This is a genomic window from Telmatospirillum sp. J64-1, from assembly GCF_006980715.1.
In the GTDB taxonomy this organism is placed as follows: domain Bacteria; phylum Pseudomonadota; class Alphaproteobacteria; order Rhodospirillales; family Magnetospirillaceae; genus Oleiliquidispirillum; species Oleiliquidispirillum nitrogeniifigens.
Window position 1 is genome coordinate 1 of sequence record NZ_SBHN01000034.1, and the last position, 24,626, is coordinate 24,626.

The 24,626-nt window shown below is 64.5% G+C and carries 25 protein-coding genes, 1 tRNA gene and 1 riboswitch; of the genes, 7 read left to right on the top strand and 19 right to left on the bottom strand.

Annotation, left to right across the window (positions count from 1 at the left end; all coding sequences use genetic code 11):
• Positions 1-178: 178 nt before the first annotated feature.
• The 3 genes from EPD66_RS22120 to EPD66_RS22130 all read right to left on the bottom strand — a co-directional run bounded on the left by EPD66_RS22120 (position 179) and on the right by EPD66_RS22130 (position 2,563).
• On the bottom strand, positions 179-1,507 hold the full coding sequence (locus EPD66_RS22120) for a hypothetical protein (protein ID WP_142850744.1): 1,329 nt from the start codon (positions 1,505-1,507) through the stop codon (positions 179-181).
• A 149-nt stretch (positions 1,508-1,656) separates the two neighbouring features.
• Positions 1,657-1,848: a DUF4169 family protein gene (locus EPD66_RS22125; protein WP_142850745.1), complete on the bottom strand. Its 192-nt coding sequence runs from the start codon at positions 1,846-1,848 to the stop codon at positions 1,657-1,659.
• A gap of 61 nt (positions 1,849-1,909) precedes the next feature.
• A complete protein-coding gene (locus EPD66_RS22130) occupies positions 1,910-2,563 on the bottom strand; it encodes an outer membrane protein (RefSeq protein WP_185961569.1) in 654 nt (217 codons plus the stop codon).
• A gap of 178 nt (positions 2,564-2,741) precedes the next feature.
• On the opposite strand from EPD66_RS22130, the gene EPD66_RS22135 reads away from it, so the two are divergent.
• The 3 genes from EPD66_RS22135 to EPD66_RS22145 all read left to right on the top strand — a co-directional run bounded on the left by EPD66_RS22135 (position 2,742) and on the right by EPD66_RS22145 (position 4,283).
• Positions 2,742-2,818: transfer RNA gene (locus tag EPD66_RS22135), tRNA-Asp, on the top strand.
• A gap of 124 nt (positions 2,819-2,942) precedes the next feature.
• Positions 2,943-3,629 carry a hypothetical protein gene (locus tag EPD66_RS22140; RefSeq protein WP_142850747.1) on the top strand — a complete coding sequence of 229 codons (687 nt, stop codon included), beginning with the start codon at positions 2,943-2,945 and terminating at the stop codon, positions 3,627-3,629.
• A gap of 189 nt (positions 3,630-3,818) precedes the next feature.
• Entirely contained in the window at positions 3,819-4,283 is a 465-nt protein-coding gene (locus EPD66_RS22145; protein ID WP_142850748.1) for a GNAT family N-acetyltransferase, read from the top strand.
• 91 nt (positions 4,284-4,374) lie between these two features.
• Here the strand turns inward: EPD66_RS22145 and EPD66_RS22150 are convergent, their stop codons facing one another.
• The 6 genes from EPD66_RS22150 to EPD66_RS22175 form a co-directional block, all read right to left on the bottom strand.
• Positions 4,375-4,674, bottom strand: coding sequence for an HU family DNA-binding protein (locus tag EPD66_RS22150; RefSeq protein ID WP_255448613.1), 300 nt, complete (start codon positions 4,672-4,674; stop codon positions 4,375-4,377).
• A gap of 100 nt (positions 4,675-4,774) precedes the next feature.
• Positions 4,775-5,218: a YbaN family protein gene (locus tag EPD66_RS22155; RefSeq protein WP_142850750.1), complete on the bottom strand. Its 444-nt coding sequence runs from the start codon at positions 5,216-5,218 to the stop codon at positions 4,775-4,777.
• Between the two features lie 116 nt (positions 5,219-5,334).
• Positions 5,335-6,168, bottom strand: a complete 834-nt coding sequence (locus EPD66_RS22160; RefSeq protein ID WP_142850751.1) for a cell envelope integrity EipB family protein — start codon at positions 6,166-6,168, stop codon at positions 5,335-5,337.
• Between the two features lie 86 nt (positions 6,169-6,254).
• Positions 6,255-7,232: an agmatine deiminase family protein gene (locus EPD66_RS22165; protein ID WP_142850752.1), complete on the bottom strand. Its 978-nt coding sequence runs from the start codon at positions 7,230-7,232 to the stop codon at positions 6,255-6,257.
• A gap of 150 nt (positions 7,233-7,382) precedes the next feature.
• Positions 7,383-9,200: an aspartate--tRNA ligase gene (aspS, locus tag EPD66_RS22170; RefSeq protein WP_142850753.1), complete on the bottom strand. Its 1,818-nt coding sequence runs from the start codon at positions 9,198-9,200 to the stop codon at positions 7,383-7,385.
• Positions 9,201-9,294: 94 nt separating this feature from the next.
• The gene (locus EPD66_RS22175) at positions 9,295-10,425 is read right to left on the bottom strand and encodes a hypothetical protein (protein WP_142850754.1); all 1,131 of its coding nucleotides are present in this window, start codon (positions 10,423-10,425) and stop codon (positions 9,295-9,297) included.
• A 171-nt stretch (positions 10,426-10,596) separates the two neighbouring features.
• Here EPD66_RS22175 and rnd point away from each other — a divergent pair, with 171 nt between their 5' ends.
• Positions 10,597-11,769 carry a ribonuclease D gene (gene rnd, locus EPD66_RS22180; protein WP_142850755.1) on the top strand — a complete coding sequence of 391 codons (1,173 nt, stop codon included), beginning with the start codon at positions 10,597-10,599 and terminating at the stop codon, positions 11,767-11,769.
• A 171-nt stretch (positions 11,770-11,940) separates the two neighbouring features.
• On the opposite strand, the gene EPD66_RS22185 is transcribed toward rnd, so the two are convergent.
• Together EPD66_RS22185 and EPD66_RS22190 are read right to left on the bottom strand one after the other, a co-directional pair.
• Complete coding sequence (locus EPD66_RS22185; protein WP_142850756.1) at positions 11,941-12,597, bottom strand: nuclease-related domain-containing protein; 657 nt, start codon at positions 12,595-12,597, stop codon at positions 11,941-11,943.
• Between the two features lie 112 nt (positions 12,598-12,709).
• Positions 12,710-12,997 carry a hypothetical protein gene (locus tag EPD66_RS22190; RefSeq protein WP_142850757.1) on the bottom strand — a complete coding sequence of 96 codons (288 nt, stop codon included), beginning with the start codon at positions 12,995-12,997 and terminating at the stop codon, positions 12,710-12,712.
• A 237-nt stretch (positions 12,998-13,234) separates the two neighbouring features.
• On the opposite strand from EPD66_RS22190, the gene EPD66_RS22195 reads away from it, so the two are divergent.
• Positions 13,235-13,786 carry a two-component system response regulator gene (locus tag EPD66_RS22195; RefSeq protein ID WP_185961570.1) on the top strand — a complete coding sequence of 184 codons (552 nt, stop codon included), beginning with the start codon at positions 13,235-13,237 and terminating at the stop codon, positions 13,784-13,786.
• Positions 13,787-13,861: 75 nt separating this feature from the next.
• On the opposite strand, the gene EPD66_RS22200 is transcribed toward EPD66_RS22195, so the two are convergent.
• The 3 genes from EPD66_RS22200 to EPD66_RS22210 all read right to left on the bottom strand — a co-directional run bounded on the left by EPD66_RS22200 (position 13,862) and on the right by EPD66_RS22210 (position 17,175).
• The gene (locus tag EPD66_RS22200; protein ID WP_142850759.1) at positions 13,862-14,068 is read right to left on the bottom strand and encodes a cold-shock protein; all 207 of its coding nucleotides are present in this window, start codon (positions 14,066-14,068) and stop codon (positions 13,862-13,864) included.
• Positions 14,069-14,215: 147 nt separating this feature from the next.
• Positions 14,216-16,012: a phosphomethylpyrimidine synthase ThiC gene (thiC, locus tag EPD66_RS22205; RefSeq protein WP_370511913.1), complete on the bottom strand. Its 1,797-nt coding sequence runs from the start codon at positions 16,010-16,012 to the stop codon at positions 14,216-14,218.
• A gap of 59 nt (positions 16,013-16,071) precedes the next feature.
• Positions 16,072-16,190: riboswitch (TPP riboswitch) on the bottom strand.
• Between the two features lie 28 nt (positions 16,191-16,218).
• On the bottom strand, positions 16,219-17,175 hold the full coding sequence (locus tag EPD66_RS22210) for a hypothetical protein (RefSeq protein ID WP_142850761.1): 957 nt from the start codon (positions 17,173-17,175) through the stop codon (positions 16,219-16,221).
• A 129-nt stretch (positions 17,176-17,304) separates the two neighbouring features.
• Between EPD66_RS22210 and EPD66_RS22215 the strand changes: the two genes are divergently transcribed.
• A complete protein-coding gene (locus tag EPD66_RS22215; RefSeq protein ID WP_142850762.1) occupies positions 17,305-17,766 on the top strand; it encodes an Lrp/AsnC family transcriptional regulator in 462 nt (153 codons plus the stop codon).
• A 262-nt stretch (positions 17,767-18,028) separates the two neighbouring features.
• Here EPD66_RS22215 and EPD66_RS22220 read toward each other — a convergent pair whose 3' ends face one another.
• Genes EPD66_RS22220 through glgX form a run of 3 tightly spaced genes read right to left on the bottom strand, consistent with a single transcriptional unit; the run spans position 18,029 to position 20,939 of the window.
• The gene (locus EPD66_RS22220) at positions 18,029-18,508 is read right to left on the bottom strand and encodes a hypothetical protein (protein ID WP_142850763.1); all 480 of its coding nucleotides are present in this window, start codon (positions 18,506-18,508) and stop codon (positions 18,029-18,031) included.
• Positions 18,509-18,540: 32 nt separating this feature from the next.
• Positions 18,541-18,801, bottom strand: coding sequence for a GlsB/YeaQ/YmgE family stress response membrane protein (locus EPD66_RS22225; RefSeq protein WP_142850764.1), 261 nt, complete (start codon positions 18,799-18,801; stop codon positions 18,541-18,543).
• 26 nt (positions 18,802-18,827) lie between these two features.
• Positions 18,828-20,939, bottom strand: coding sequence for a glycogen debranching protein GlgX (glgX, locus tag EPD66_RS22230; protein ID WP_142850765.1), 2,112 nt, complete (start codon positions 20,937-20,939; stop codon positions 18,828-18,830).
• A gap of 376 nt (positions 20,940-21,315) precedes the next feature.
• Here glgX and EPD66_RS22235 point away from each other — a divergent pair, with 376 nt between their 5' ends.
• Positions 21,316-22,269, top strand: coding sequence for a TerC family protein (locus EPD66_RS22235; protein WP_255448612.1), 954 nt, complete (start codon positions 21,316-21,318; stop codon positions 22,267-22,269).
• 61 nt (positions 22,270-22,330) lie between these two features.
• Here EPD66_RS22235 and glmS read toward each other — a convergent pair whose 3' ends face one another.
• Both glmS and EPD66_RS22245 read right to left on the bottom strand, forming a co-directional pair.
• Positions 22,331-24,154, bottom strand: a complete 1,824-nt coding sequence (glmS, locus tag EPD66_RS22240; protein ID WP_142850767.1) for a glutamine--fructose-6-phosphate transaminase (isomerizing) — start codon at positions 24,152-24,154, stop codon at positions 22,331-22,333.
• A 3-nt stretch (positions 24,155-24,157) separates the two neighbouring features.
• On the bottom strand, positions 24,158-24,626 hold a 469-nt coding region (locus EPD66_RS22245; protein ID WP_304650141.1), incomplete at its 5' end, for a DapH/DapD/GlmU-related protein.

Consider the following 24,626-nt stretch of genomic DNA (forward strand, 5'->3'; position numbering starts at 1 on the left):
GTCTTCACTTGTCAAAGAACGTGGCGCTCAAAGCGCCGCCCCCGGAACCGGGAGCCTTTCGAAAACTCTGGCCCGCCGTACCAACCGGTCACCCGGTCCGTCCGGCGAGGTGGCTATGTTGTCCTTCCCACCGCCCCCTGTCAACGGGTTTTTCAGAAAATTGTCACATGCCCGAAAATCACTCGAGGCTGCCCGGTTCGCAGAATTGCCGCCGCTGCCTGAACTCGCGGCACAAGGTCTCGGCCTGGGCCGCCGTGACCGGTCCGGCCATGACGCGATGGAAGACGCCCTTCCCGTCCCCGAGATCGACCCGCGCCACCGTCAAGTGCAGCGGGTCCAGCAATTCGGGGAAACGTTTCTTCAGCGATTCCCATTCCCGGCGCGCCTGGCTTTCTGACCGCAAGGAGGCGAGATGCAGGGCCGTCACGGCCGCGGGCGTTCTGGCCGGTGCCGGCCGGGCGGTAGCCGCGGGTTTCGACGGCGGCGGCGCCGGAGACGTGGCCGAGGCGGGCGGAGCGCCGTTCGGCAGGATGGAAGTCGGCAACAGGACGACCCCGGCTTCTTCCGGCGTCGGTTCCCCGGCCAATTGCATCTGTATCCCTTCGAGGGCGACCTTTTCGCGCAGATATTCCGGATCGGTGATCAGATCGTCCTCGCGCAGGCGCTCGAGCCGCCCCATCGCCTGGGCAACCTCGAGCACGTCCCTCGGCCTCGGCGGCGGGGCCGCCTGTTCCCGCGCCTGTGCCGGCATCAGCGCATCGAGAATGACATTCCGTTCCGCCCCATGTTCGCGCGGCGTCACCGCGCCGCGTTCCAGCGCCTGCCCGATGGCGCGCAGGCGCTGGGCCACTTCGTCGCCACCCGGCACGGGCCGGTCGAGCCCCGCCGCCGGAGGAAGCGAGGAATAGGGCAGCAGCGCACCGATATTGGCATTGCGGCGGCGGTCGTATTCGTCCCGCGTCATCAGCCCTTCATCAAGCAGCCGGGCCATGATCAGGAAGCGCTGGACCACCGGGTCCTGGCCGGGGATTTCCGCCCGATGGGCCGCCGCGACCGCGCGGGGAGAAGCCGGACTATTCTGCGGCAATGCCGCCCCATGACGCGGCAGGGCCTCGAGAGCCGCCAGGCGTTCCCCGGCGACATCGACGATCGGGCGCGGCCCCGCCCCCGTTCCGATGGCGACATTGCCGCTCGGCTGCAGGGCCAGGATCGTCTCGTAATATTGCCGGGCGAGATTGGGGCGGCCGCTCTGGTCGAAGGAGATGGCCGCAGCCAGCAAGGCATAAGGATCGTTGGGGTGGTCGCGCAGAGCCTGCGCGGCCTGGCGCTCGGCTTCAGCATAATCGCCCTTGGCCACGGCCACGATGGCCCGGTCGGAATGACCGCCGCTCCAATAGGCGGAATCGCTCCAGAAGGCATCGGGATCCTGAGCCGCGACACATCCCGCGAGCAGCGCCGCGCCCCCCATCCCCGCGATCACCTGCCGCGCCCGGCGCATCATAACCATAGCCTTGGACACCTCGTCCCCCATTCCTTGGCCCCATTGCCCGGACAAGCCGGGCGGGCCCGAGAAGCCTGAGGGATTTGATACAACGTCGAGGCGGAAAGGGAAAGCGGAAGAGGCCGCCCGGATCTGTCGGGCGGCCTCTTCTTTCTTCACTCGATACGAGTGTCGTCGTCGACTACCTTGTCGTCCAATTGCTTTTCACGCAGATCGTTTTCCCGTCGCTGCTTGTCGCGCTCGGCCTTGCTGCGCCCGAAGCGGACCCGGTTCTCTTCGGCCTTGCGGGCCTCCTCGGCTCGCCGCCGGGCCTTGCGATAACGGTTCAGATTGACGATCTCGGCCATCTTCGTCTCCTTACGCCGGATCGCCGAATCCTACACGATCTGCCTTGCGGGAAACACCTGATCAGAAGCGCCAGCGCACGCCCACCTCGATGGCATGGCTGTCGAGGTCGTCGACATTGACGCTGCCGAGCGCCGTATTGGCCGAACTGTCGGGCACATTGAAGTAGCGCCAGCCGCCATAGAGGTCGGTGCGTTCATTCACGCTCCAGGACGCCCCCGCCATGGCCTGCCAGGCGAAATCGCTGGAATCGCCGGTCATGTATTCGCCACCCGGCCCGGTGACGCCGCGATAATCCACCCGCGCGATGCCGACGCCCCCGCCCACATAGGGACGGATCGGCATGCCGAAATCGAAATCCCAATAGGCATTGGCCATGCCGCTCCAGATGTCGACATCGCCGCCGTCGCTGACGCCGTTGCGGCGGAAGGCGACTTCGGCCTCGACGCGGGGACCGCTGCCGGGGCGGCCGAAATCCCAACCCAAGGCGGCATTGGCGTTGATGCCGTTATCCATGCCCAGGCTGCCCGTCGCCATGTCGCCGTTCTGCGGGAAGGTATAGCCCAGGCTGCCCGAGAAATAGGGCGTGCCGGCCATGACGGCGCCGGCGGAAACCCGTTCACTTTGTTGTTGTGCCACCGCATCGGTGGCCCCGGCGGCGGCCAGGGCGAAGCCGGCAATTGCTAGTCCGGGCAGGCGAAGCAGGTGAGATTTCATCGAAGTCCTCCTGACATCTTTCCGTTCGGTGTGCTGGGCCATATCCTGCATGCCATACGGGTTCGTTCAAACCGGCCAATGGTGTTATCCTGCCTTTGCAGGATGCATGGCGCATCCGGCCAATTTTTCCTCTTGCCTTGGAACCAAAGCATTGATAGAAGAGGCGCCCTGACGCTGCGGGGGTGTAGCTCAGTTGGTTAGAGCGCTGGCCTGTCACGCCAGAGGTCGCGGGTTCGAGCCCCGTCACTTCCGCCATTCATTCCCAATTCACGATCCCGCAGGTATAATGCCCGGTCCAGGACCGCGCCTCATTCGGCGGGACTTGCGCCATGTTGCGTGCCGCGCTTTTGCGGAAGACGCGCCTTCGGATTGCGATGGCATGAACGAGACCAGGATCTCCTCCGCCGATTACGGCAACCAAGCCCTTCGCGAATTGTGCCGCCTGGGCGGCTCGACCCGCCAGAGCATCTTCGCCCAGGGCAGCGCCCTGCCGCCCGAACGGATCGGTCCGGTTCTTGCCGGTCTGCACCACAACCGCTATATCGCCCGCGATTTCTCGGAACAGGATCCGGTCATCAGCTTGACCGACCAGGGCCGTGACTGGGCGCGCCGCCGCGGCCTCGACGTGCCCGACGCCCCTGCCCCGCAGGCCGGCCAGCCGGCCGCGCTGCGCCAGCAGGCGCGCCAGGAAGCCCCGGCCCGTCCTGCGCCCCAGCAGACGCCGCCCGCTCCGCAGCCGCCTGCGAAGAAGGTCAGCGACGCGGTTAAGGCCGGACTGGGACCGCGCCGCACCGCCAAGGCGGTGCCGCAGGACACCCAGCCTCCCGCCGTCACGCCCGCTCCCGCCCCGGCCGAGACTCCGGCACCGGAAGCCGCCCAGCCGGAATTCCAGCTGGAGCCGCCCCCGGCCGAGACCCCTGCCCCGGAGGAAGGCAAGAAGCCGGCGCGCAAGGCGCCCGCCCGCCGCCCGCGCAAGAAAGCCTCCGCCGAGGAAGAAAAGAAGGGCGAAGTGGAAACCGACGAATCGGGCTTCGTCACCCGGATCGGCGGAAAAAACATCCACTAAAACCTTTTGTTACTTGGCGAAAAGCCAACCTCTTCTTAGAGCGTGACACAGTAAATCTGCGTCGCGCTCTAATTTTATATGCTGGCCCTCTGCCCTTGGCGCGCGCCTCAACGGCCGCTGATCGCTGCTTGCGTCACATGTGACGCCTGCTGCCATAGGCGGGCTTTTTCTTTTGCAGGAACGACCGCGATGGCCGCAGACCAGCCCCAGATCCGCCCCGCCACCGAAGCCGACGCCCCCGCCCTTTTCGCCATCCGCACCAGCGTCCGCGAGAACCACCAATCCATCGAGGAATTGGCCGCCATCGGCGTCACCCTGCAAAGCGTCGCGGAAATGCTGCGCGCCGGCACGGCCCGCGCCTGGATCGCGGAAAGCGGCAGCGAGCCCGTGGCCTTCGCCATGGCGCGGGGGAATGCGGTCTTCGCTCTCTTCGTCCATCCCGCCCATGAGGGCCGAGGCCTGGGCAAGGCCCTGCTGCACAGGGCGGAGGACTGGCTGTTCCGGCAGAACGAGGAAATCTGGCTCGCCACCGGCGGCGATCCCGCCTTGCGCGCCCATGACTTCTACCGCCGCCAGGGCTGGCAGGAGGCGGGACGCCTGGCGGACGGACAGATCAGATATGTGAAGGCAAGGCCCACGCAGGGAAGCGTATAAAACGGGAAGCGCATAAAAAAAGCCCCCATCCGGGGGCTCTGGCCAGCACGGGCGCCGTACAGGAATGCGCGGCGCCCGTCGCTTGGAAGCGTCACTCGTTGACGGCGTCCTTGAGCTGCGTGCCGGCCTTGAACTTGACGGCCTTGGCAGCGGGGATCTCAATGGTCTCGCCGGTGCGGGGATTCTTCCCCTGGCGCGCCTCACGTTCGGCCACGCTGAAGCTGCCGAAACCGACCAGGCGTACTTCTTCGCCGTTCTTCAGGCTGTCGGAAATGGCAGCGAAGACGGCATCGACGGCCTTGGTGCTGTCGCTGACGGTCAGACCGGACGACAGGGCAACGGCAGCGGCAAGTTCACTCTTGTTCATGTGTGCATCCTTGAACGGGAACAGAAAGGCCCTGTTACCGTGTAGCGCCTCTTTCGTCCAGTGCTTTCCGTGCGGCAAAGCGCAGAAATGCTAGGAAAAGGGCCGGACAGGGGGGTGGAAGGGGTCAGCTTTCCGTTTCGGCGGGAACGGAAGAGGGACAAGAAAGGATGAAGGCCGCCGGCATGGACATGAAAGCGGCGATGACGGCAGGCAGTATCCAGCTCTCGGCGACGAAGAAGCTGACATAGGTCAGACTGGCCACCATGGCGGCCAAGGCGGTCAGCTTGGCGCGGGCGGGAATGACCCGATGCCGCCGCCAGGCCCGCAGGGTCGGCCCGAAGCGGGGATGATGGTAGAGCCAGTCATGGAAGCGCTGGGAAGAGCGGGAAAAGGCCCACAGGGCCACCAGCAGGAAAGGCGTGGTGGGCATGACCGGCAATACCGCCCCGATCACGCCCAGGCCAACGCACAGCCAGCCCAGGCAGAGATACAGCAAACGGAAGCGCCGGGGCGCCGCCCCCTGCGGGGCAACGTCGGCGGGCGCAACGGCTGTGGGGGAAGTCTCCATCGCTTTGTCCATGCCGCCAGTCTACCCCGGAATCTGGCGACGACCTTGCGCGGGATCAAGTTTCCAGGCGGTTCTTCCCGCTCCCGTTGCGCACCCGTCCTCTCCGATATCGCGGATCAGCAATCGGGCCTGGGTAGGGCCTCCAGGCTTTCCAGCCGTCCGCGCAGGGAGAAATTGCCGAAATTCTGGACCAGCTCCTGCGCCACGCCATTCTCGTGATAGCGCAGCGAGACTTCGTAATCGGGCTGTTCCGCGTTGTCCTCGGCCGGGAAGAAGGCCATGACCATGCGCCAGGAGGGCGCGGCCAGCAGCGGATGGGACAAGACCCCTGATGCCGAGGCGGTACCGCCGGGCTCTGCGGGCTGGCGGCCGGCTATGGCTGTGCCGACGAAGAACGGATTGTCCTCGCTCGACCCGTCGAAGACGACGTCCGAGAGGAAACGCCCGTCCCCCGCCGCCGCCTTGAGCAGGCCGGTGGTGTGCTGGGTCGGGAAGAGCGTTCCCGGCGGCAGTTCCATGCGCATTTCGGGCTGTTCGAAGATGGCCTCGCCGCCCTGGTTGGGGCCGTCCAGGCGCGCCGTGCCGCTGACCTGTTCAGTCAGCACGCCGTCGCGGGTGGAGCGGACCCGGAAACGGTAGTTCAGCCCGTCCTTGGCTTCCCAGGTGGCGAAGTCCCAGGTACTTTCGACCTGCCCGCCCTCGGTATAGGCCAGCAGCAGGGTGGTCCGGTTCTGGACCGTCCAGCCGTCGCAGCTGTCGCTGAATTCATAGCTCATGGTGCCGGTGGCGGCGGAGATGCCGCTCGACGTCTGGGTCGAAGCCAGGCTCATCTGATAGACGGCGCGATGAGGGGTCAGATTGGCAGCCTGCGCCGCGCCCAGACCGGCCAGCAAGGCCATCGCCACAGCCCCGCCCATAACCCCGGTCCTTGCCAAGATCACACCCGTCATGTCCGCTCCTTCAGATCACTATCCTCCAATATAGCGCCACCGCAGCGCTCCACCAGCCCCCTTGCATGGCTGCGTGTGGGAAACGGTCAGGACGGCGCGACCTTGGGCTGGGCGAGGATGGCGGCCCCCAATCCGCCGCCGCCATAGATCAGGTCGAGCACCGGGAAGGAGATCACCTTGTGATCCATCATCGCCGAGACGACGGCGTCATAGGCCATGTCGTCGCGCCCGTCCTCGAAGGCGGGAAGCAGGATGATGCCGTCGCCGACGAAGCAATTGGCATAGCTCAACGGCAGCGGCGTACCGTCGGGGGCGGTCTCGCGGCGTTTGGGCTGAACCACCTCCACGACCTCGATCCGCCTTCCCCGGGCATCGTAAGCCCGGCGGAGACGCCGGAGGTTTTCGGTATAAACCGGATGCTCCTCCTCGCCCGTGCCGTTCGCCATGGGCAGCATGACCAGCCCCGGCGCCAGGAAACGCCCGAGCGTCGGGCCGAGATCGGGGGTATGGCCCACCAATCCCCCCCTCAGCCACAGGACGCATTCGATGCCGGCGGAATGGGCCAGGATCTCTTCGGCCTCCTCCTTGCCCAGGCCGGTCGCGGCCAGGACGTCCTCGGTGACCAGGCATGTCCCCTGCCCGTCCACATCCAGGATGCCGGGCCGCAGCTCGGCCTGGCAGGGAAAGGACGGCAGACGCAGATGACCCAGCACCTCGCCGGCCACCAATCCGCTGCCCCAATCGACGCCGCCGGCCAGCCTGCCCTCCTCGTCGACGAGGAAACCCGGCCCAATCAGCCGCATGGAGCAGGCATCATGATCGACCGGCATGGCGCCCACCCCGGCGCCGCAGCGCAGCGATACCTCGGCGGCTTCGGAAGGATTGGCCAGCATCGTCACCGGGCCCATTTCGGCGACATGCCGCGCCAGGTCGGCGACGGCGCTGCGGGCATCGGCCAGCCGGTCGCCCGAACGGTCGGGGCCTGCGGGCGGCCAGGCCATCCAGAAACGCCCCGGCGGAGTCCAGTCCGGCGCCAGGACATACCTCTTCTCTCTTGGCGTCATCTTCGCTCCTTCAGCCGAAGCCTATTGTTGAATCAGCAGGTGGGAGTCCACCCCATCCGATGCAATCCGGCGTCCGGAGGAAGCCCCTCCGCATGAGAACCCCCCGCAAGAAAAAAGGGGAACCTTCCGGTTCCCCTTCCTTCCGTCGTCTTACGAACCCTGCGGCGCCGAGCCCGCATCGGGCCCGGTCTTCTTGGCCTGGGGCAGGTGCAGCTTCAGGTGAAGCTCCCGCAGCCTTTCCGGGGCCACCTCGGCGGGCGAGCCCATCAGCAGGTCCTGGGCCTGCTGGTTCATCGGGAACAGGATGACTTCGCGGATATTGGGCTCGTCGGCCAGCAGCATGACGATGCGGTCCACGCCGGGAGCCGAACCGCCATGGGGCGGCGCGCCGAACTTGAAGGCATTCAGCATGCCGCCGAAATGCTCTTCCACATGCTCCTTGTCATAGCCCGCGATCTCGAAGGCCTTGTACATGATGTCGGGGCGGTGGTTACGGATGGCGCCCGAGGACAGCTCCACGCCGTTGCAGACGATGTCGTACTGGAACGCCTTGATCTCCAGCGGGTTCATCGTCTCCAGCGCTTCCAGCCCGCCCTGGGGCATGGAGAACGGGTTGTGCGAGAACTCGATCTGGTTGGTCTCTTCGTTCAGCTCGTACATCGGGAAATCGACGGTCCAGCAGAACTTGAAGACGTCTTTTTCCAGCAGGTCCAGTTCGTTGCAGATGCGGGTACGCACGGTACCGGCGAACTTCTCGGCCACCGGCTTGCGGTCGCAGACGAAGAAGACGGCATCGCCCGGCTTGGCGCCGGTCGCCTGGGCGATCATGGCGATGCGGTCGGCATCCAGGTTCTTGGCGATCGGGCCCTTGGCCTCACCCTCGGCGAAGATGATGTAGCCCAGGCCCGCCGCGCCTTCCGAACGCGCCCAGTCGTTCAGCTTGTCGAAGAAGCTGCGCGGGCGGTCACCGGCGCCCGGCGCCGGAATGGCGCGGACGATGGCGCCCTTGTCGATATTCTTGGCGAAGATACCGAAATTCGAGCCGCGGAAGGCTTCGGTGACGTCGGAAATGATCAGCGGGTTGCGCAGATCGGGCTTGTCCGAGCCGTATTTCAGCATGGCATCGTCATAGGCGATGCGCGGGAAGGGATAGGGCGTGACGGCACGGCCGCCGCCGAATTCCTCGAACACGCCATGCAGCACCGGCTCGATGGCGTTGAACACGTCGTCCTGGGTGACGAAGCTCATCTCGAAGTCGAGCTGGTAGAACTCGCCGGGGCTGCGGTCGGCGCGGCCGGCTTCGTCACGGAAGCAGGGGGCGATCTGGAAATAGCGGTCGAACCCGGCCACCATCAGCAATTGCTTGAACTGCTGGGGCGCCTGGGGCAGCGCGTAGAACTTGCCCGGATGCAGGCGCGAGGGAACCAGATAGTCACGCGCGCCTTCGGGGCTCGACGCGGTCAGGATCGGCGTCTGGTATTCGACGAAACCCTGGTCGATCATGCGCTGGCGCAGCGACTGGATGACCTTCGAGCGCAGCAGCATATTGGCATGCACCTTCTCGCGGCGCAGGTCCAGATAGCGGTAACGCAGGCGCATGTCCTCGGGATATTCCTGGTCGCCGGCCACCTGCATGGGCAGCACATCGGCAGTCGACAGGATCTCCACTTCCTGGATCTGCACTTCGATCTCGCCGGTGGGCAGCTTGGAATTCACCGTTTCGGGGCTGCGGCCCACCACTTTGCCGGTGACGCGGATGACGCTTTCCGGGCGGGCCGCTTCCAGGGTCTGGAAGACGGGGCTGGAGACGTCCACCACGCACTGGGTCACCCCGTAATGGTCGCGCAGGTCGACGAACAGCAGATTGCCATGGTCGCGCTTGCGATGGACCCAGCCCGAAAGGCGGGCGGCGGAACCGGCATCGGAGAGCCGGAGCTGGCCGCAATTGTGGGTGCGGTACTGGTGCATGGAGAACCCTTCTTCCTTCGGTTCATTCGGCAGGGAAATAGGGCGGTAAGAGCACATGCCCCCCCGCTTTTGTCAAGGCTTCGAAGGGCAGACCTTACTCGTCGCCAGGGGCGGCGCGCGCCGCCCGGCGCTTCTCGATCAGGCCGGCCAACGAAGATTTCAGCGCCGCCCCTTTCAGCCGGACCACTTCGCGGAACTGCTCGGGCTCCACGTCCAGGCCCGCAAAGGATTGGACGATCGACGGCAAGGCATGCCGCCCGAAACCCGGCTCGTTCATCAGAAGCACGAAATCCGGGCCGATCTCCACCGCCAGCCCGCTCAGCAGCAGCTTCATCTTCTCGGGCGAGACGCGGTCGAAGGCACGGATCGATTCAGCGGCGATGGTCGCCATAAGCGGCCCCAGGACCTGTATCCGCTCCGGTTCCAGATCGGCGCAGAAATCCAGGAAGTCTATGTCGCGGGCATAGAAATCCCACACCTTCGCGCCCAGCGCCTCGACCATCAGCGGATATTTCTGCGGGTCCCAATAGGCGATGCCGCGCATGGCCTGGGGCTTGGCGGCAAGCATGGCCGAGAAGTCCTGGCGCAGCACCTGGCGGACCTTGCGCATCTGGTTCACGTCGCAGGTCGCCACTGCCTCCAGGCTTTCCGGCGTGCGCAGCAGAAGAAGGTCCCGCCCCAATTCCGCCAATTGCTGTCGGTCGAAGAAGACGTAATAGAGACGCAGCAGCGGCAATTGCCAGTCGAAGGCCAGCAAGGGGCGCAGATCCGCCAAACGGCGTTCGGCATCGGTGACGCCGCTCTTGACCGGTGCCGGTTCGGCTTTGCGGCGGAACAGCCCGCCGCCGCCGGATTTGGCCGCAGACTGAGTCTGTTTCGCCGCGATCTTGGTATCGACTTCGGTGAACAGCCGCTTGGCGCAGGTGAAGATCAGCATCTGCATGACCTGGGCCAGGGTGGCCCCGCAGACCAGCGGCGTATCGGCGTCGCGCACCGGCCGCCCCTTGGCATCCACCACCAGATCCTCGGCCAGTTCCGGATTCTGGCGGTAGGCGGTAATGAAAGCGTGAAGCAGAGTCGGCCTGCCGATGACCTTCGTATAGTCCGCCTCGCGGACGAAACCGGCCTCATGCAGACGAGTCAGCACCGTTTTGACGGCCGCGATCAGGCGACGCTTCTGTTGCGCGTCCAGTTCGATGCTGTCGGGCAGCTCCGGATAGGTCACTGCAGGAAATTTTAACTTGTCCGCCATTTTGATTTTATTGCCGCCTTTTGCGCCGCGTTGCCCCCGCCGGGGCGCCAAGACTACAGGGAGAGGGTAAAGTGAAGCGGCAGACTTGCCTTTGTCAACAGTCGAGCCGCTTGCGCCGGGCTGGCGGTTGCGTATATTGCATTCATGACTCTCATTTCCGACTCCATCGCCCTCGCCGATTTTTGCGCCCGCCACGCGCAGGTGGAATTCATTACAGTCGATACTGAATTCATGCGCGAAAAGACCTTCTGGCCCCAGCTCTGCCTGGTCCAGGTGGCGGGACCTGAAGAAGCGGTGGCCATCGACCCTTTGGCGCCCGACATGGATCTGGCGCCGCTCTTCGCGTTGATGGCCAATCCCAAGGTGCTGAAGGTATTTCATGCCGCGCGCCAGGACGTGGAAATCTTCCTGCATCTGGCCAATGCCATCCCCCATCCGCTGTTCGACACGCAGGTGGCGGCCATGGTCTGCGGCTTCGGCGATTCGGTGGGGTATGAAACGCTGGCCACGCAACTGGCCCGCGCCCGCATCGACAAGACCATGCGTTTCACCGACTGGTCGGCCCGTCCGCTGACCGACCGCCAGCTGGATTACGCGCTGTCGGACGTCACCCATCTGCGCGTGGTCTACGAGAAGCTGAAGCGCAAGCTGGACAAGAACGGCCGCATTTCTTGGCTGGAAGAGGAAATGGCGGTCCTGACCGATCCCGCCACCTACCAGACCCATCCCGAATCCGCCTGGCGCCGCCTCAAGCCGCGTTCGACCAGCCCGCGCTTCCTGAACGTGCTGCGTGAACTGGCCGCTTGGCGCGAGCGCGAGGCCCAGGAACGCGACCTGCCGCGCCAGCGCGTCCTGCGCGACGAGGCCCTGATGGAAATCGCGGCCCACGCCCCCAACAACGCCGCCGACCTGTCGCGCACTCGCGGCATGTCCCGCGCCTTCGCCGAAGGACGCCAGGGGACGGCGGTGCTGGAAGCCGTGATGCGGGGCGTCGCCCGGCCCGACAGCGAATGCCCGACGGTCGAGCAGCGCGTCGACCTGCCCAAGGGCATGGCGCCGGTGGTGGATCTGCTGAAAGTCCTGCTGAAGATGAAATGCGACGAGCATGGCGTCGCCCAGCGTCTTGTCGCCTCGGCTTCGGACCTGGAACTCATCGCCGCCGACGACAAGGCCGAGGTCCCCGCCCTGCAGGGCTGGCGCCGCCAGCTCTTCGGCGAGGACGCGCTGAAGCTCAAGCATGGCCGCGTCGCGCTGGGCCTGTCGGAAGACGGGCGCCGCCTGCGTCTCGTTCCCATGAATGAAGCCGCTCCGGCCTGAAGAGCGGACGTTAACAGGCTGCGGAAAACACCTGCTCTCATCGTCATTCCCGCGAAAGCGGGAATCCATACTGCCGCAGCATCAGTATTGAGCGGTTCGCATCTCCACAAGCCCCCACATGGCCCCCCGCTTTCGCGGGGGTGACGATGCGGTGCAGAACAGACTTTATTCTCAGCAGACCCCCATCCGGAAAGGCTGGTCGTGGTCGGCCAGGAAGCGGCAGATGCTTTCCATATCCTTGACCCAGAAGGCGGGCTGCCCCTCGTAGGACACCGAGCGCAGGCCGCCATAGCCGTCGATGATCGCCCGCACCCGCTCGGCCACCTGCCCGGCCATGCAAAGCTCCGCCGGCAGCGCCGCATCCCCATAGGACTTGACCCGCCCCTCGTCGGGCACCGCCACGATCAAGTCATAAGCCCGGCCGGCAAGATCGGCCTGAAGACCGAACAGCCTGCCGAAGATGGACAGGGTGTGATGGCTCAAATATTTCCGCAGGAAATCCAGCCGCGCCCGTCCCAGGCCGACGGGCGAGGAAATTCCCCTTGGCGCGCCGTCGCAGAAGCAGTTCCACTGGCCTACCGCATCGATCTCGACGCTGTCATGGATGCTCCTGCTATCGATCACGATGAAGCCGAAGCGGTGCAGGACCAGATGGTCGATCTCGACCGCCTCTCCCCCGCAATCCAGGCGCAAGTCGTTGAACACGAAGACATTTCCAGCATCTTCAAAGGCATGCCGCAAAGTGGTGGCGATCCGCTCCTCGGCAGAGTGAGCGGCATGCATATGCGTGTTCTGAAACTGGCAGGCTCCGAGTTCCTTAACGATCATTCACCCCTCCTGCGCCTATAACCCGAAAAATATTATCAGTATTCCTCAGGAACGCCAACAAGCAAAGGGGGCAGAAGGGGAGCGTGAAGTCTTGTCCGGACCTAAGGAAAACTCAGTGAAGCGGCGAAAACAGCCTGCGGGTGGCGGGGCGGGAATGGGAAATCCGGGGCGAACGCGGAGGAAGCGGTCTTCGTTTCCGCACCCGTGCCGACTTGAGCTTGTCCTGGGGCAGCAACCGGAAAACGGCGGCCCAGAAGCGCCAATCGGCGAGGTCCCCGCAGGACAGGGCGGCCGAGGCCTTGCAGGCGGCGACGGAGCGGGCGGCGGGGCCATGGCGCTGCGTCAGGCCCACGGCTTCACGCTGCGCCCTCACCTTGCCGTCCGAATATACGCTTTTCATTCCCCGGCTCCCTGCCGTGGCCAGCAAAGCTGTCCTCTCTTTGCAAATGATTGAAGCGCAATTACCGCCATGACGCAAGGCATCTACCGTAACGGGATTTGATCTGGATCATGGATGTCTATGGTTAAGCACGCTTAACATCTTGCAAAGCAGCAAAATAAAAACCGGCGCCGGTCGCCGTGAGGGGAACCGAATATGGACATCAGGGCCCTAAACGAGCAGCGGCATTTAGAACAGATGTCGCGCATGATTGACCTGACGGCGCTGACTTACATGGTCATCGACGACAGTCGATATGCCCGCAGCTTCATCAAGAACGCCCTCTTTACTTATGACCTGCGCCAGGTGGTCGAGGCTCCCGACGGCGCGGCTGGGCTGGAGATTCTGCGCGAACAGCGCGTGGACGTGATCCTGCTCGACAACGAGATGCCCATCCTCAACGGCATCGATTTCACCCTGCTGGTCCGCAAGGGCGAAGCCGGGCGCCAGAACGAGGAAATCCCCATCATCATGGTGTCGGGGCAGAACGACTCCCGTTCGGTCATCGATGCCCGCAATGCCGGCATCCACGATTTCCTGATCAAGCCGGTCTCGGCCGAGGGGTTGTTCCGGCGGATCCACCAGAACATCTACCACCCCCGCCCCTTCATCCGCATGCCCGGCTATATCGGCCCCTGCCGCCGCCAGATGCATCTCACCCCGCCGGGCGGCGTCGACCGCCGCAGGACGGCCGCCCCGAGGGGCCTGCCGCAGCCCTCTCCTGCCTCGCTGAAGCCCTCCTCCCCATGAAAAAAGCGGCCCCTTTCCGGGGCCGCCCGATCGCTCGTCAGTCCGTCCTTGCAGGCCGGCCGTTGAGCGGTTCAGTTAGTTGGGCAGGGTCAAGTTTCCCGCCGCAACCTTGCCACGGTCCTTGATCAGTTCGTATTCGACCTTCTGGCCTTCATCGAGCTTGTCCATTCCGGCGCGCTGGACGGCGGTGACATGGACGAAGACGTCCTTCCCTCCATCCTCTGGCACAATGAAGCCATAACCCTTGGTGGCATTGAACCACTTGACGGTACCGGTCGCCATGCAAGTCTCTCCATGTCGTTCAGCATAGACACCCGCAAATAAGGCTTGCGGGGACCGGCAGGATGGCCGAGTTGACCATCCCGCCTCAACGTCCCGTCCGTGACATCCTACCACCGGGGCAGGCCCTACCCAGGATGCGGCTCTTCCCTACTCCCCTGCTTCCAGATAGATTTCTGCCCCCTTGGCGCGGAATTCCGCCGATTTCTCCGCCATGCCCTCGGCGGCCTTGGCCGCGTCGCGCACTTCCTGGCTGATCTTCATCGAGCAGAATTTCGGTCCGCACATGGAACAGAAATGCGCCACCTTGGCGCCCTCGGCGGGCAGCGTCTGGTCGTGGAATTCCTCGGCCTTCTCGGGATCCAGCGACAGGTTGAACTGGTCCCGCCAGCGGAAGGAGAAGCGGGCCCGCGACAAGGCGTCATCGCGCTGGCGGGCGGCCGGATGCCCCTTCGCCAGGTCCGCGGCATGGGCCGCCAGCTTGTAGGTCACCACGCCGACGCGCACGTCTTCGCGATCCGGCAGGCCCAGATGCTCCTTGGGCGTGACATAGCAAAGCATGGCGGTGCCGAACCAGCCGATCATCGCCGCCCCGATGGCGCTGGTGATGTGGTCGTAGCCGGGCGCGATATCCGTGGTGAGCGGGCCAAGCGTGTAGAACGGCGCCTCGTCGCAGACTTCCAGCTGCTTGGTCATGTTCTCCTGGATCTTGTGCATCGGCACGTGACCCGGCCCTTCGATCATCACCTGCACGTCGTGGCGCCAGGCGATCTTGGTCAGCTCGCCCAGCGTTTCCAGCTCGGCGAACTGGGCGGCATCATTGGCATCCGCGATCGAGCCGGGACGCAAGCCGTCGCCCAGCGAGAAGGACACGTCATAGGCCTTCATGATCTCGCAGATTTCCTCGAAATGATCGTAGAGGAAATTCTCCTTGTGATGGGCGAGGCACCATTTCGCCATGATCGACCCGCCCCGCGAGACGATGCCGGTCACGCGGTTGGCCGTCAGCGGGATATGGGCCAGACGCACACCGGCATGGATGGTGAAGTAATCCACACCCTGCTCGGCCTGTTCGATCAGCGTGTCGCGGAACAGCTCCCAGGTCAGTTCCTCGGCCTTGCCGTTGACCTTTTCCAGCGCCTGATAGATCGGCACGGTGCCGATGGGCACGGGCGAGTTGCGCAGGATCCATTCGCGGATGGTATGGATGTCGCGGCCCGTGGACAGGTCCATCACGGTATCGGCCCCCCAGCGGGTGGCCCAGACCATCTTCTCCACTTCCTCGGCCACCGAGGAGGTGACGGCGGAATTGCCGATATTGGCGTTGATCTTCACCAGGAAGTTACGGCCGATGATCATCGGCTCGGCTTCCGGATGGTTGATGTTGGCCGGGATGATGGCGCGGCCGGCGGCGATCTCGTCGCGCACGAATTCCGGCGTCACCACGGCAGGAATCTTGGCGCCGAAGGGCTGGCCCTTGTCCTGGGCCTCCTCGCGGGCCAGGGTCTCGCGGATGGCGATATATTCCATCTCGGCGGTGATGATGCCCTTCCGGGCGTAATGCAGCTGCGAGACGTTGCGGCCGGGCTTGGCGCGCAGCGGGCGGCGGCCGGCGCGGTCGAAGACCGGAACCGGGCTTTCCTCGCCCGCCTTGCGGCCGTTGTCCTCGGGCTTCACCGCGCGGCCTTCGACTTCCTCGACATCACCGCGCGCCTCGATCCAGGAACGGCGCAGTTCCGGCAGGCCCTTGGCGATGTCGATACTGGCTGCGGGATCGGTATAGGGACCGGAAGGATCGTAGACCGCCAGCGGCGCTTCATTGGCCGAAGGGTCCAGGTCGATCTCACGCATGGCGACGCGCAGATCCGGGAACAGGCGCCCCGGACGATAGACCTTGCGCGAGGAGGGCAGCGGCCCGGTGGTGACGGAAAATGGGATATTGCTCACAGAATCCTCCCTGTTTTGGGCTAGGATCCGGGAGTCTGCGGAGGCAGGAAACGCCATGATGGGCGGGCTGGTTCCATCCCTTCGCCGGCATGACCCGGATCAGGTTCTAAGGGTCACCGCGCCGCGTTTCCGCCTGTCGGTATCTCAGCCCCTTGCCGGGACCCCCCTTGGAATAGCCGACAGCTTGGCTCAACCAGACGGAAAGTTCAAGCCCGAGCCGGCCGCACGAACCAGCGATGAAGCATATCGTCGGGCATGGCATGGACGATTCGGGCCAGCAGGATCATCACCAGGATGGAAAACACGACCCGTCCGATCAGGATTCCGCTCCAATGGCCGCCCAGGGCCATGATGAACAGGGTATCCTCGATCAGGCTGTGGCAGATCGCCATGAAGGAGACGGAGAGGAAGATGTCGCGCGAGTTCATATGCCCGGCCTGGGCCTCGCGGATGATCAGCGCGCCGCCATAGGACAGGCCCAGCAGCACCCCGGCCAGGGTCAGCGAGGTCGCCGCCGAACCGATTCCCATCAGCCGCAGCAGCGGCGCCAGGGCCTTCGACAACAGCCGCGTCACGCCCAGCAGGTCGAACAGTCGCAGCAGGGTAATCAGCGCCAGGATGATGAAGAAGATGGTCCCCAGCGAGATCAGGCTGTTGATCCCCCATTCCACCCATCCGGCATCGGCGGGTGTGCTGGGCAGCCAAGCGATCTGCACCGGCTGCTGCAACAGATCGAAACTGGAATAGAACAGGTTCAACAAGGCGCCATAGACGATGGCGGCGGCGAAGCGCAGGGCCGTGGTGAAGACGATGCTCGCACCCGCCTTCTGGCAGACCCGCTGCTCGATGGGCAGGGAATGGGCCGCAAGGATCATGCTGCCCAGGACCGTCGCCTGGGCCACCGTCAGCGGCACTTCGGGCAACACCCCCAACAACGCCGCGGCCCCGCCGTAAATGTTGACGAGACAGGCAGTCGCCCAGACCAGCCCGTATTCCGCCGGCAGCCCGACCATCAGCATCAGGGGCTCGAAAACCACCGCCAGGACCGAGACCAGCCCCAGACTGACCGCCACTTTCACGACGATCATCACCGGCACCATGATCTTGACCAGGGTCCAGTAGAGGCTGAGGGTGTCGCGGAAGATGCCGGTCAGGAACGCCATGGGCGCAGCTCGTCTCAGGGTTGGAAGGCCTAAGAGGAATAGCGCGGAAGGAGCGGAATAGGTGGTCAAACTTTGTTCTTTTATGGCATAAATCGCCATAGAAGAGGCTGAAGTGGTGAAATCTTGCAGATGGATCGAATCGACCGCCGCATCCTGGCGGAATTGCAGGAAGATGCCTCGCTGACCAATGCCGAACTGGCCCAGCGCGTGGCCCTTTCCCCCTCCTCCTGCCTGCGCCGGGTCCAGCGCCTGCGGGAGAGCGGTGCCTTACGCAAGATCGTCGCCCTGGCCGATGCCGACCAATTGGGACGCGGCCTGACGGCCATCGTCGAGGTGATCCTCGACCACCACGGCGCTGCCCAGCGCCAGGACATCGTCACCCGCCTGCGCCAGGAACCCGCCGTCCTTCAGGCCTGGTCCGTCACCGGCGAGCCGGATCTCGTGGTGGTGATGCAATTGAAGGACATGAAGGAATACCGCGCCCTCTGCGACCGCCTCTTCCACCACGACCCCACCGTCAGCCGGTTCCGCACCCATTTCGCCATGGATTGCTATAAGAACGAGACGGCGATTGCGGTGGATGTGGATTAAGAGTGGGGTGCGTCCCTTCCGACGCGCAGCCCTCTGAGCAGAAGGCTAGTATGAAGATAGGCGAGGAGGGAGCCTGCGCCCTGGCCCATGCTTCGAGACGCCCCTGCGGGGCTCCTCAGCATGAGATTTATCTTGTTGATGAAAGCAATGCATTAGCCTCGTCCTGAGGAGCCGCGTCAGCGGCGTCTCGAAGGGCGGGGCGGACCCGGAAGTTTAGTCGCAGATTCTTTCCTGACGGGCATGGGCCGTGCCTATCTTCCCTTCAGAACCGCCGATGATCCTCGACCACCGGCATGTCCGGTGTCGCGAGGGGGCGCTGGAGGCGGTCTGCGGGGCGTTCGGCTTCGATACGGAAGGCGACGCCCGGGGGCTGGTCCGGGCGGGGGATGACGAAAAGGCGGTGCAGGCGCTGCATCAGCACCGGTTCCAGGTCCAGCCTGTCCCGTTCCGCCTCGGCCTGGGCGGCGGGCAGTTCCGCGTCCAGGCGCCGGGCCAGATAGTCCAGCCCTTCCGCAAGATGTTCGGGATCGAGGCCGAAGATGCGGATACCGAAAGGGGCGGCATCCAGGCCCAGGGAAGAGCCGCTGCGGTGCCAGGTGAAGGGCTCCTCCAGCCCGGCCATCAGGCGCAGCAGGGCCACGCCGTCCGGATCCTGCCAGCCGTCTTCGAGCAAGCTGCCCGCCTCGCCCGCCGCCAGCGAAGCGGGGGCAAGGCTTTCCACGATCTTGAGCCAGTTCGTCATGGAGGCAGTCTAGCGAGAGACGCGGAGCGCTTCTAGCTTCTCCTGCCGCTCCGCCGGGTGACCATCCGGTAGACCCAGAGCAGGAACATCGCCCCCAGGATCGAAGCGATGAAGCCTGCCGCCTCGCCTTCCGCATACCAGCCGATGGCACGTCCGGCCATGGTCGCCACCACCGAGCCGGCGATACCGATCAGGATGGTGATGATGAAGCCGCCGGGATCACGGCCCGGCATCAGGAATTTGGCAATGATGCCAACGATCAGGCCAATGATAATGGCGCCAATAATCTGCATGCTTCCCTCCTGTATGCGCTTCTGCGCTAACTGTCGCGACGAGCGAGGAGAGCCAGCGAGCGCCCCTGCAATTGGAAAACGGCGCCGCCGTCATACCGCCTCATGCCTCCCAACCCGTCCTCGGCGAAGGTATCGATGAACAATTCCCATCCGGGTGCGGCGGGCAAGGCGAATTCCATCGGCTCGTGATGGGCGTTGAGCAGCAGCAGGAAGGCCCGGTCCCATTCCCGTTGTCCGGCCGGCGTGGTGTAGTAATCGCCCGGATCGCCGGTCAGCAGCATTCCCAATGTCCGCGCCTCGCCATATTGCCAATCCTCCTCCGACATCTCGGAACCATCGGGGCGCAACCACAGGATATCGGCATATCCGCCTTCCGAACGCCCCCGGAAGAAACGCGAGCGGTGGAAGACCGGGTGGGCGTGGCGGATGGCCGCCACTTCGCGGGCGAAGGTCAGCATCGTTTCATCGACCTCCTCCCATTTGATCCAACTGGTCTCGTTGTCCTGGCAGTAGGTGTTGTTGTTGCCACCCTGGCTGTTGCCGATCTCATCTCCCGCCAGCAGCATGGGCACCCCCTGTGACAACAGCAAAGTCGCCAGCATGTTTCGCTTCTGACGTGCCCGCAGCTTCAGGATTTCCGGATCATCCGTCCGTCCCTCGACGCCGCAATTCCAGCTATCGTTCTCGTTGATGCCGTCGCGGTTGTCCTCGAGATTGGCTTCGTTGTGCTTATGGTTGTAGGACACGAGGTCGTGAAGAGTGAAGCCGTCATGGGCGGTGACGAAATTGACGCTGGCCCAGGGGCGGCGGCCGCGATGGTTGAACAGGTCGCTCGACCCGGCCAGGCGCGAGGCCATTTCCGGAATCAGCCCGGCATCTCCCTTCCAGAAACGCCGCACGGCGTCGCGATACTTGCCGTTCCATTCCGACCAGCCGGGGGGATAGCCGCCGACCTGATAGCCCCCCGCCCCCAAGTCCCAGGGCTCGGCGATCAACTTGACCGCCGACAGGATCGGGTCCTGGCGGATGGCGTCGAAGAAGGCCGCACCGGGATCATAGGACAGCCCCTCGCGCGCCAGGGACGAGGTCAGGTCGAAGCGAAAGCCGTCCACATGCATTTCCTGGACCCAATAGCGCAGGGAATCCAGGACCAGTTGCAGGACGCGCGGATGGCCGACATCCAGGGTATTGCCGCAGCCGGTGGAATCCCAGTAATAGCGCCGGTCATTGGGCACCAGCTTGTAATAGGAGGCATTGTCGATGCCCCGGAAGCTCAAGGTCGGGCCGAGATGGTTGCCTTCGGCGGTATGGTTGTAGACCACGTCCAGCAGCACCTCGATCCCGGCGTCGTGCAGACGCCGCACCATCGCCTTGAACTCGCTGGGCCGTCCCGTCGCCAGATAACGCGGGTCGAGCGCGAAATAGCCGATGGAATTGTATCCCCAGTAATTGCGCAGCCCCTTCTCCACCAGAGTGCGGTCGTCCAGGAAGGCATGGACGGGCAGCAATTCCAGCCCGGTGACGCCCAGGCTCTTCATATGATCGACCATGCTGGGCCAGGCCAGTCCGGCCACGGTGCCGCGCAAGGGCTGGGGGATGTCGGGATGCAGGCAGGTCAGGCCCTTGACATGGGCCTCGTAGAAGATGGAGCGGTTCCATTCTACATTGGGCCGCCGTTCCTCGCCCCAGGTGAAGGCCGTGTCGACCACCTGGCATTTAGGCATGCCGCGCGCATTGTCCCGCCGGTCGAAGGACAGGTCCTCGCGGGGATGACCAATGCGATAGCCGAAATGGGCGTCCGACCAGCGCAGACTGCCGATGATCGACTTGGCATAGGGGTCGAGCAGTAGCTTGTTCGGATTGAAGCGATGGCCGGATCGCGGATCATAGGGGCCGTAGACGCGATAGCCGTAAAGCTGTCCCGGCATGGCCTGGGGCAGATAGCCATGCCAGACTTCATCGGTATATTCGGGCAGGACGATCCGTTCGATCTCGCGCTGGCCATGGGCATCGAACAGGCACAATTCGACTTTTTCGGCATGGGCCGAGAAGAGTGCGAAATTGACACCCGCACCATCCCAAGTCGCGCCGAGCGGATGCGGCAAGCCCGGCCACACCCGGGCGCGGGGGTTCTGCATGAGCGACAATCCTCCTGTTTTCACATGGGTTTGCCGCCATCCTCCGCCAAGTCATAAGCCCTCCCCTCCCTTTTGCGCTACCCCCATCTCTGCCCGCACCACTCAGCCTGCGGTTCATCCCGACGCGCCTGCACCTGCCCTTTTGCCTTGCAGGGAAGAGAGGGAAACATAATATTTCCCTCATGGCCGTTCAGCGGCCATGAGGGCGTGAAGCGCTTTTCCCACGCATGCTTCCGCCCCTGCCCCCGGATCCGGGCCCCTCTGGCAGCGAAGGCGTTCGCTGCGATGTCGGATCCAATCTCCCCTGCGCCTCCGCAGCGCATCGATCATGCGGGTTCTAGCAATGCTGACCCTTTATTCCGCCTTGGACAACCCAATGCTGGGCACGCCCCTTTGGGCGTGGCTGCTGTTCTTCTCCGTGGTGATCACCCTTCTGTTCCTCGATCTCGGCCTTCTTCACCGACGCCAGCGCGAGATCGGGGTGCGCGAAAGCCTGCTGCTTTCCGCCTTCTACATCGCCGTCGCCTGTATCTTCGGCCTCTGGGTCTGGTGGAGCATCGGCGCCACTTCCGGCATGGAATTCTTCACCGGCTACCTGGTCGAGAAGAGCCTGTCGCTGGACAATGTCTTCGTCATCTCCCTGGTCTTCGCCTCCTTCGCCATCCCCCGTCAATATCAGCACCGGGTGTTGTTCTGGGGCATCCTGGGCGTCATCCTCCTGCGCGGCATCATGATCGGCCTGGGGACGGCCCTGGTCCATGAGTTCCACTGGGTGCTGTGGCTGTTCGGGGGCTTCCTGGTCGTCACCGGCATCAAGATGCTGTTCACCGACGAAACCCCCGACGACCCCAGCCAAAGCCGCCTCGTCCGCGCCTTGCGGCGGGTCGTGCCGGTGACGGACAGCCTGCACGGCAACCACTTCTTCCATCGCCAGGCGACGGAACAGGGGGCGAGCAAGCTCTACGTCACGCCGCTTTTCCTGGCGCTGATCGTGGTCGAGATCTCCGACCTGATCTTCGCGGTGGACAGCATCCCGGCGGTCTTCGCCATCACCACCGACCCCTTCATCGTCTATACCAGCAACATCTTCGCCATCCTCGGCCTGCGCGCGCTCTATTTCGCCTTGGCCGCCATCGTGGCCCGGTTCGAATATCTGCGATACGCCCTGGCCGCCGTGCTGGTCTTCGTCGGTGGCAAGATCTTCTGGGCCCAGTTCTTCGGCAAGGTCGATCCCCTGCTGTCGCTGGGCGTCACCGCCGGCCTGCTGGCCCTCGGCATCATCGTGTCGCTGATCAAGACACGCGAAACCTTGGCGGCGAAAAGCAAATAACCCAAAGCAAAAGGGGCGAGGAAAAACCTCGCCCCTTCAGGCTTCAAAAAGAAAAAGGCCTCTATTCGACCGTCACCGACTTCGCCAGGTTGCGCGGCTGGTCGACATCGGTGCCCTTCGCCACGGCGACGTGATAGGCCAGAAGCTGGACCGGGATGGCGTAGAGGATCGGAGCGACGAAGCTGTCCACCGGCGGCAGTTCCACGGTGAAGACGGAATGGTCGCGCATCTTCTCGATGCCTTCGGCATCGGAGATGAAGATCACCTTGCCGCCGCGCGCCACCACTTCCTGCACATTCGAGGCCGTCTTGTCGAACAATTCGTCGGACGGCGCGATGACGATGACCGGGACGGTTTCGTCGATCAGGGCGATGGGGCCGTGCTTCATCTCGCCGGCGGCATAGCCCTCGGCATGGATATAGCTGATTTCCTTGAGCTTCAGCGCCCCTTCCATGGCGATGGGATAGGCCGTGCCGCGCCCCAGATAAAGCACGTCGCGGGCTTCCATCACCTGCTGGGCGATCTCGCGCAGGCGGCTGTCATTGGCCAGCACCTCGACGGCGCGCGAGGGCACTTCGGCCAGGGCCTGGGACAGGCGGGCCTCCACATCGTGCTTGACCGCCCCGCGGGCGCAGCCCAGGGCGAGGCTGAAGCAGGCCAGCACCACCAATTGCGTGGTGAAGGCCTTGGTCGAGGCCACGCCGATTTCCGGCCCGGCGACGGTGAACAGGGCGGCATCGGCCTCGCGGGCGATGGTGCTTTCCGGCACGTTGACCAGGGCCATCACATGCTGCCCCTGCTCGCGGCAATAGCGCAAGGCGGCCAGGGTGTCCGCCGTCTCACCCGATTGCGAGATGAACAGCGCCAGCCCGCCTTCCGGCATGTCGGGGCCGCGATAACGGAATTCCGAGGCGATATCCACTTCCACCGGCACGCGGGCGATGCGTTCCAGCCAGTATTTCGCCACCATCCCGGCATAATAGGAGGTGCCGCAGGCGATGATCGTCACCTTCGTCACCTTGCCCAGTTCGAAGGGCAGGTCCGGCAGGGTGATGGTGCGCGTCACCGGATTGAACATGGTGTTCAGCGTGTCGCCGATGACCTGCGGCTGCTCGTAGATTTCCTTGAGCATGAAGTGGCGGTGTTCGCCCTTGCCGATCATCGCGCCCGAGAAGGCAGTCTGGCGGACCTGGCGGTTGACCACGCGGCCTTCGCCGTCGCGGATGGTCACGCCGTCGGCGCGCAGCACCGCCCAATCGCCGTCTTCCAGATAGGTGATGCGCTGGGTCAGCGGGGCCAAAGCCAGGGCGTCGGAGCCCAGATACATCTCGCCGTCACCCCAGCCGATGGCCAGCGGCGAGCCGCGCCTTGCGGCGATCAGCAGGTCGTCGCGCCCGGCGAACAGGATGCCCAGCGCGAAGGCCCCTTCCAGACGCGGCAAGGCGGCGGCCACGGCATCTTCGGGCGACAAGCCCTGATAGAGATATTCGTCAATCAGATGCACGACGGCTTCGGTATCCGTGTCGCTGTCGAAGCGATGGCCCTTGTCCTGAAGCTCGCGGCGCAAGTCCTGGAAGTTCTCGATGATGCCGTTATGCACCACGGCCACGCGCGCAGAGGCATGGGGATGGGCATTGACTTCGTTCGGCACGCCGTGAGTGGCCCAGCGGGTATGGCCGATGCCGATCTTGCCCGCCACCGGCGCGTCACTCAGGCGCTGGGACAGATTGGACAGCTTGCCCTCGGCGCGGCGGCGCTCGATCTCGCCGCCGACCAGCGTCGCGATGCCCGCCGAATCATAGCCACGATATTCCAGCCGCCGCAGCCCTTCGACCAGAAGGGGCGCCACTTCGGATTTGCCGATGATGCCGACGATGCCGCACATGGCTCAACCTTCCTTTTTCTGTTGCTGGGCCTTCTCGGCACGCTTGCGCTCGCGGAACCGTTCGGCCCAGCCGGGAATATCCTTCTGGCTGCCGCGTGCCACCGCCAGGGCGCCGGACGGCACATCCGCCGTGACCACCGAACCGGCCCCGACGATGGCGCCGTCGCCGATGCTCACCGGCGCCACCAGGGCGGAATTGGAGCCGATGAAGGCGCCCGCCCCGATATCGGTGTGATACTTGCCGAAGCCGTCGTAATTGCAGGTGATGGTCCCCGCGCCGATATTCGCCCCGGCGCCCACTCGGGCGTCCCCGATATAGGTCAGGTGATTGACCTTCGCACCCGGTTCAACCACGGCTTTTTTGACTTCCACGAAATTCCCGAGATGGGCACCCTCCCGGATATCGGCACCGGGGCGCAAGCGCGCATAGGGTCCGACCACGGCGTCCGAGGCGATCCTGGCCTCGGTGAAA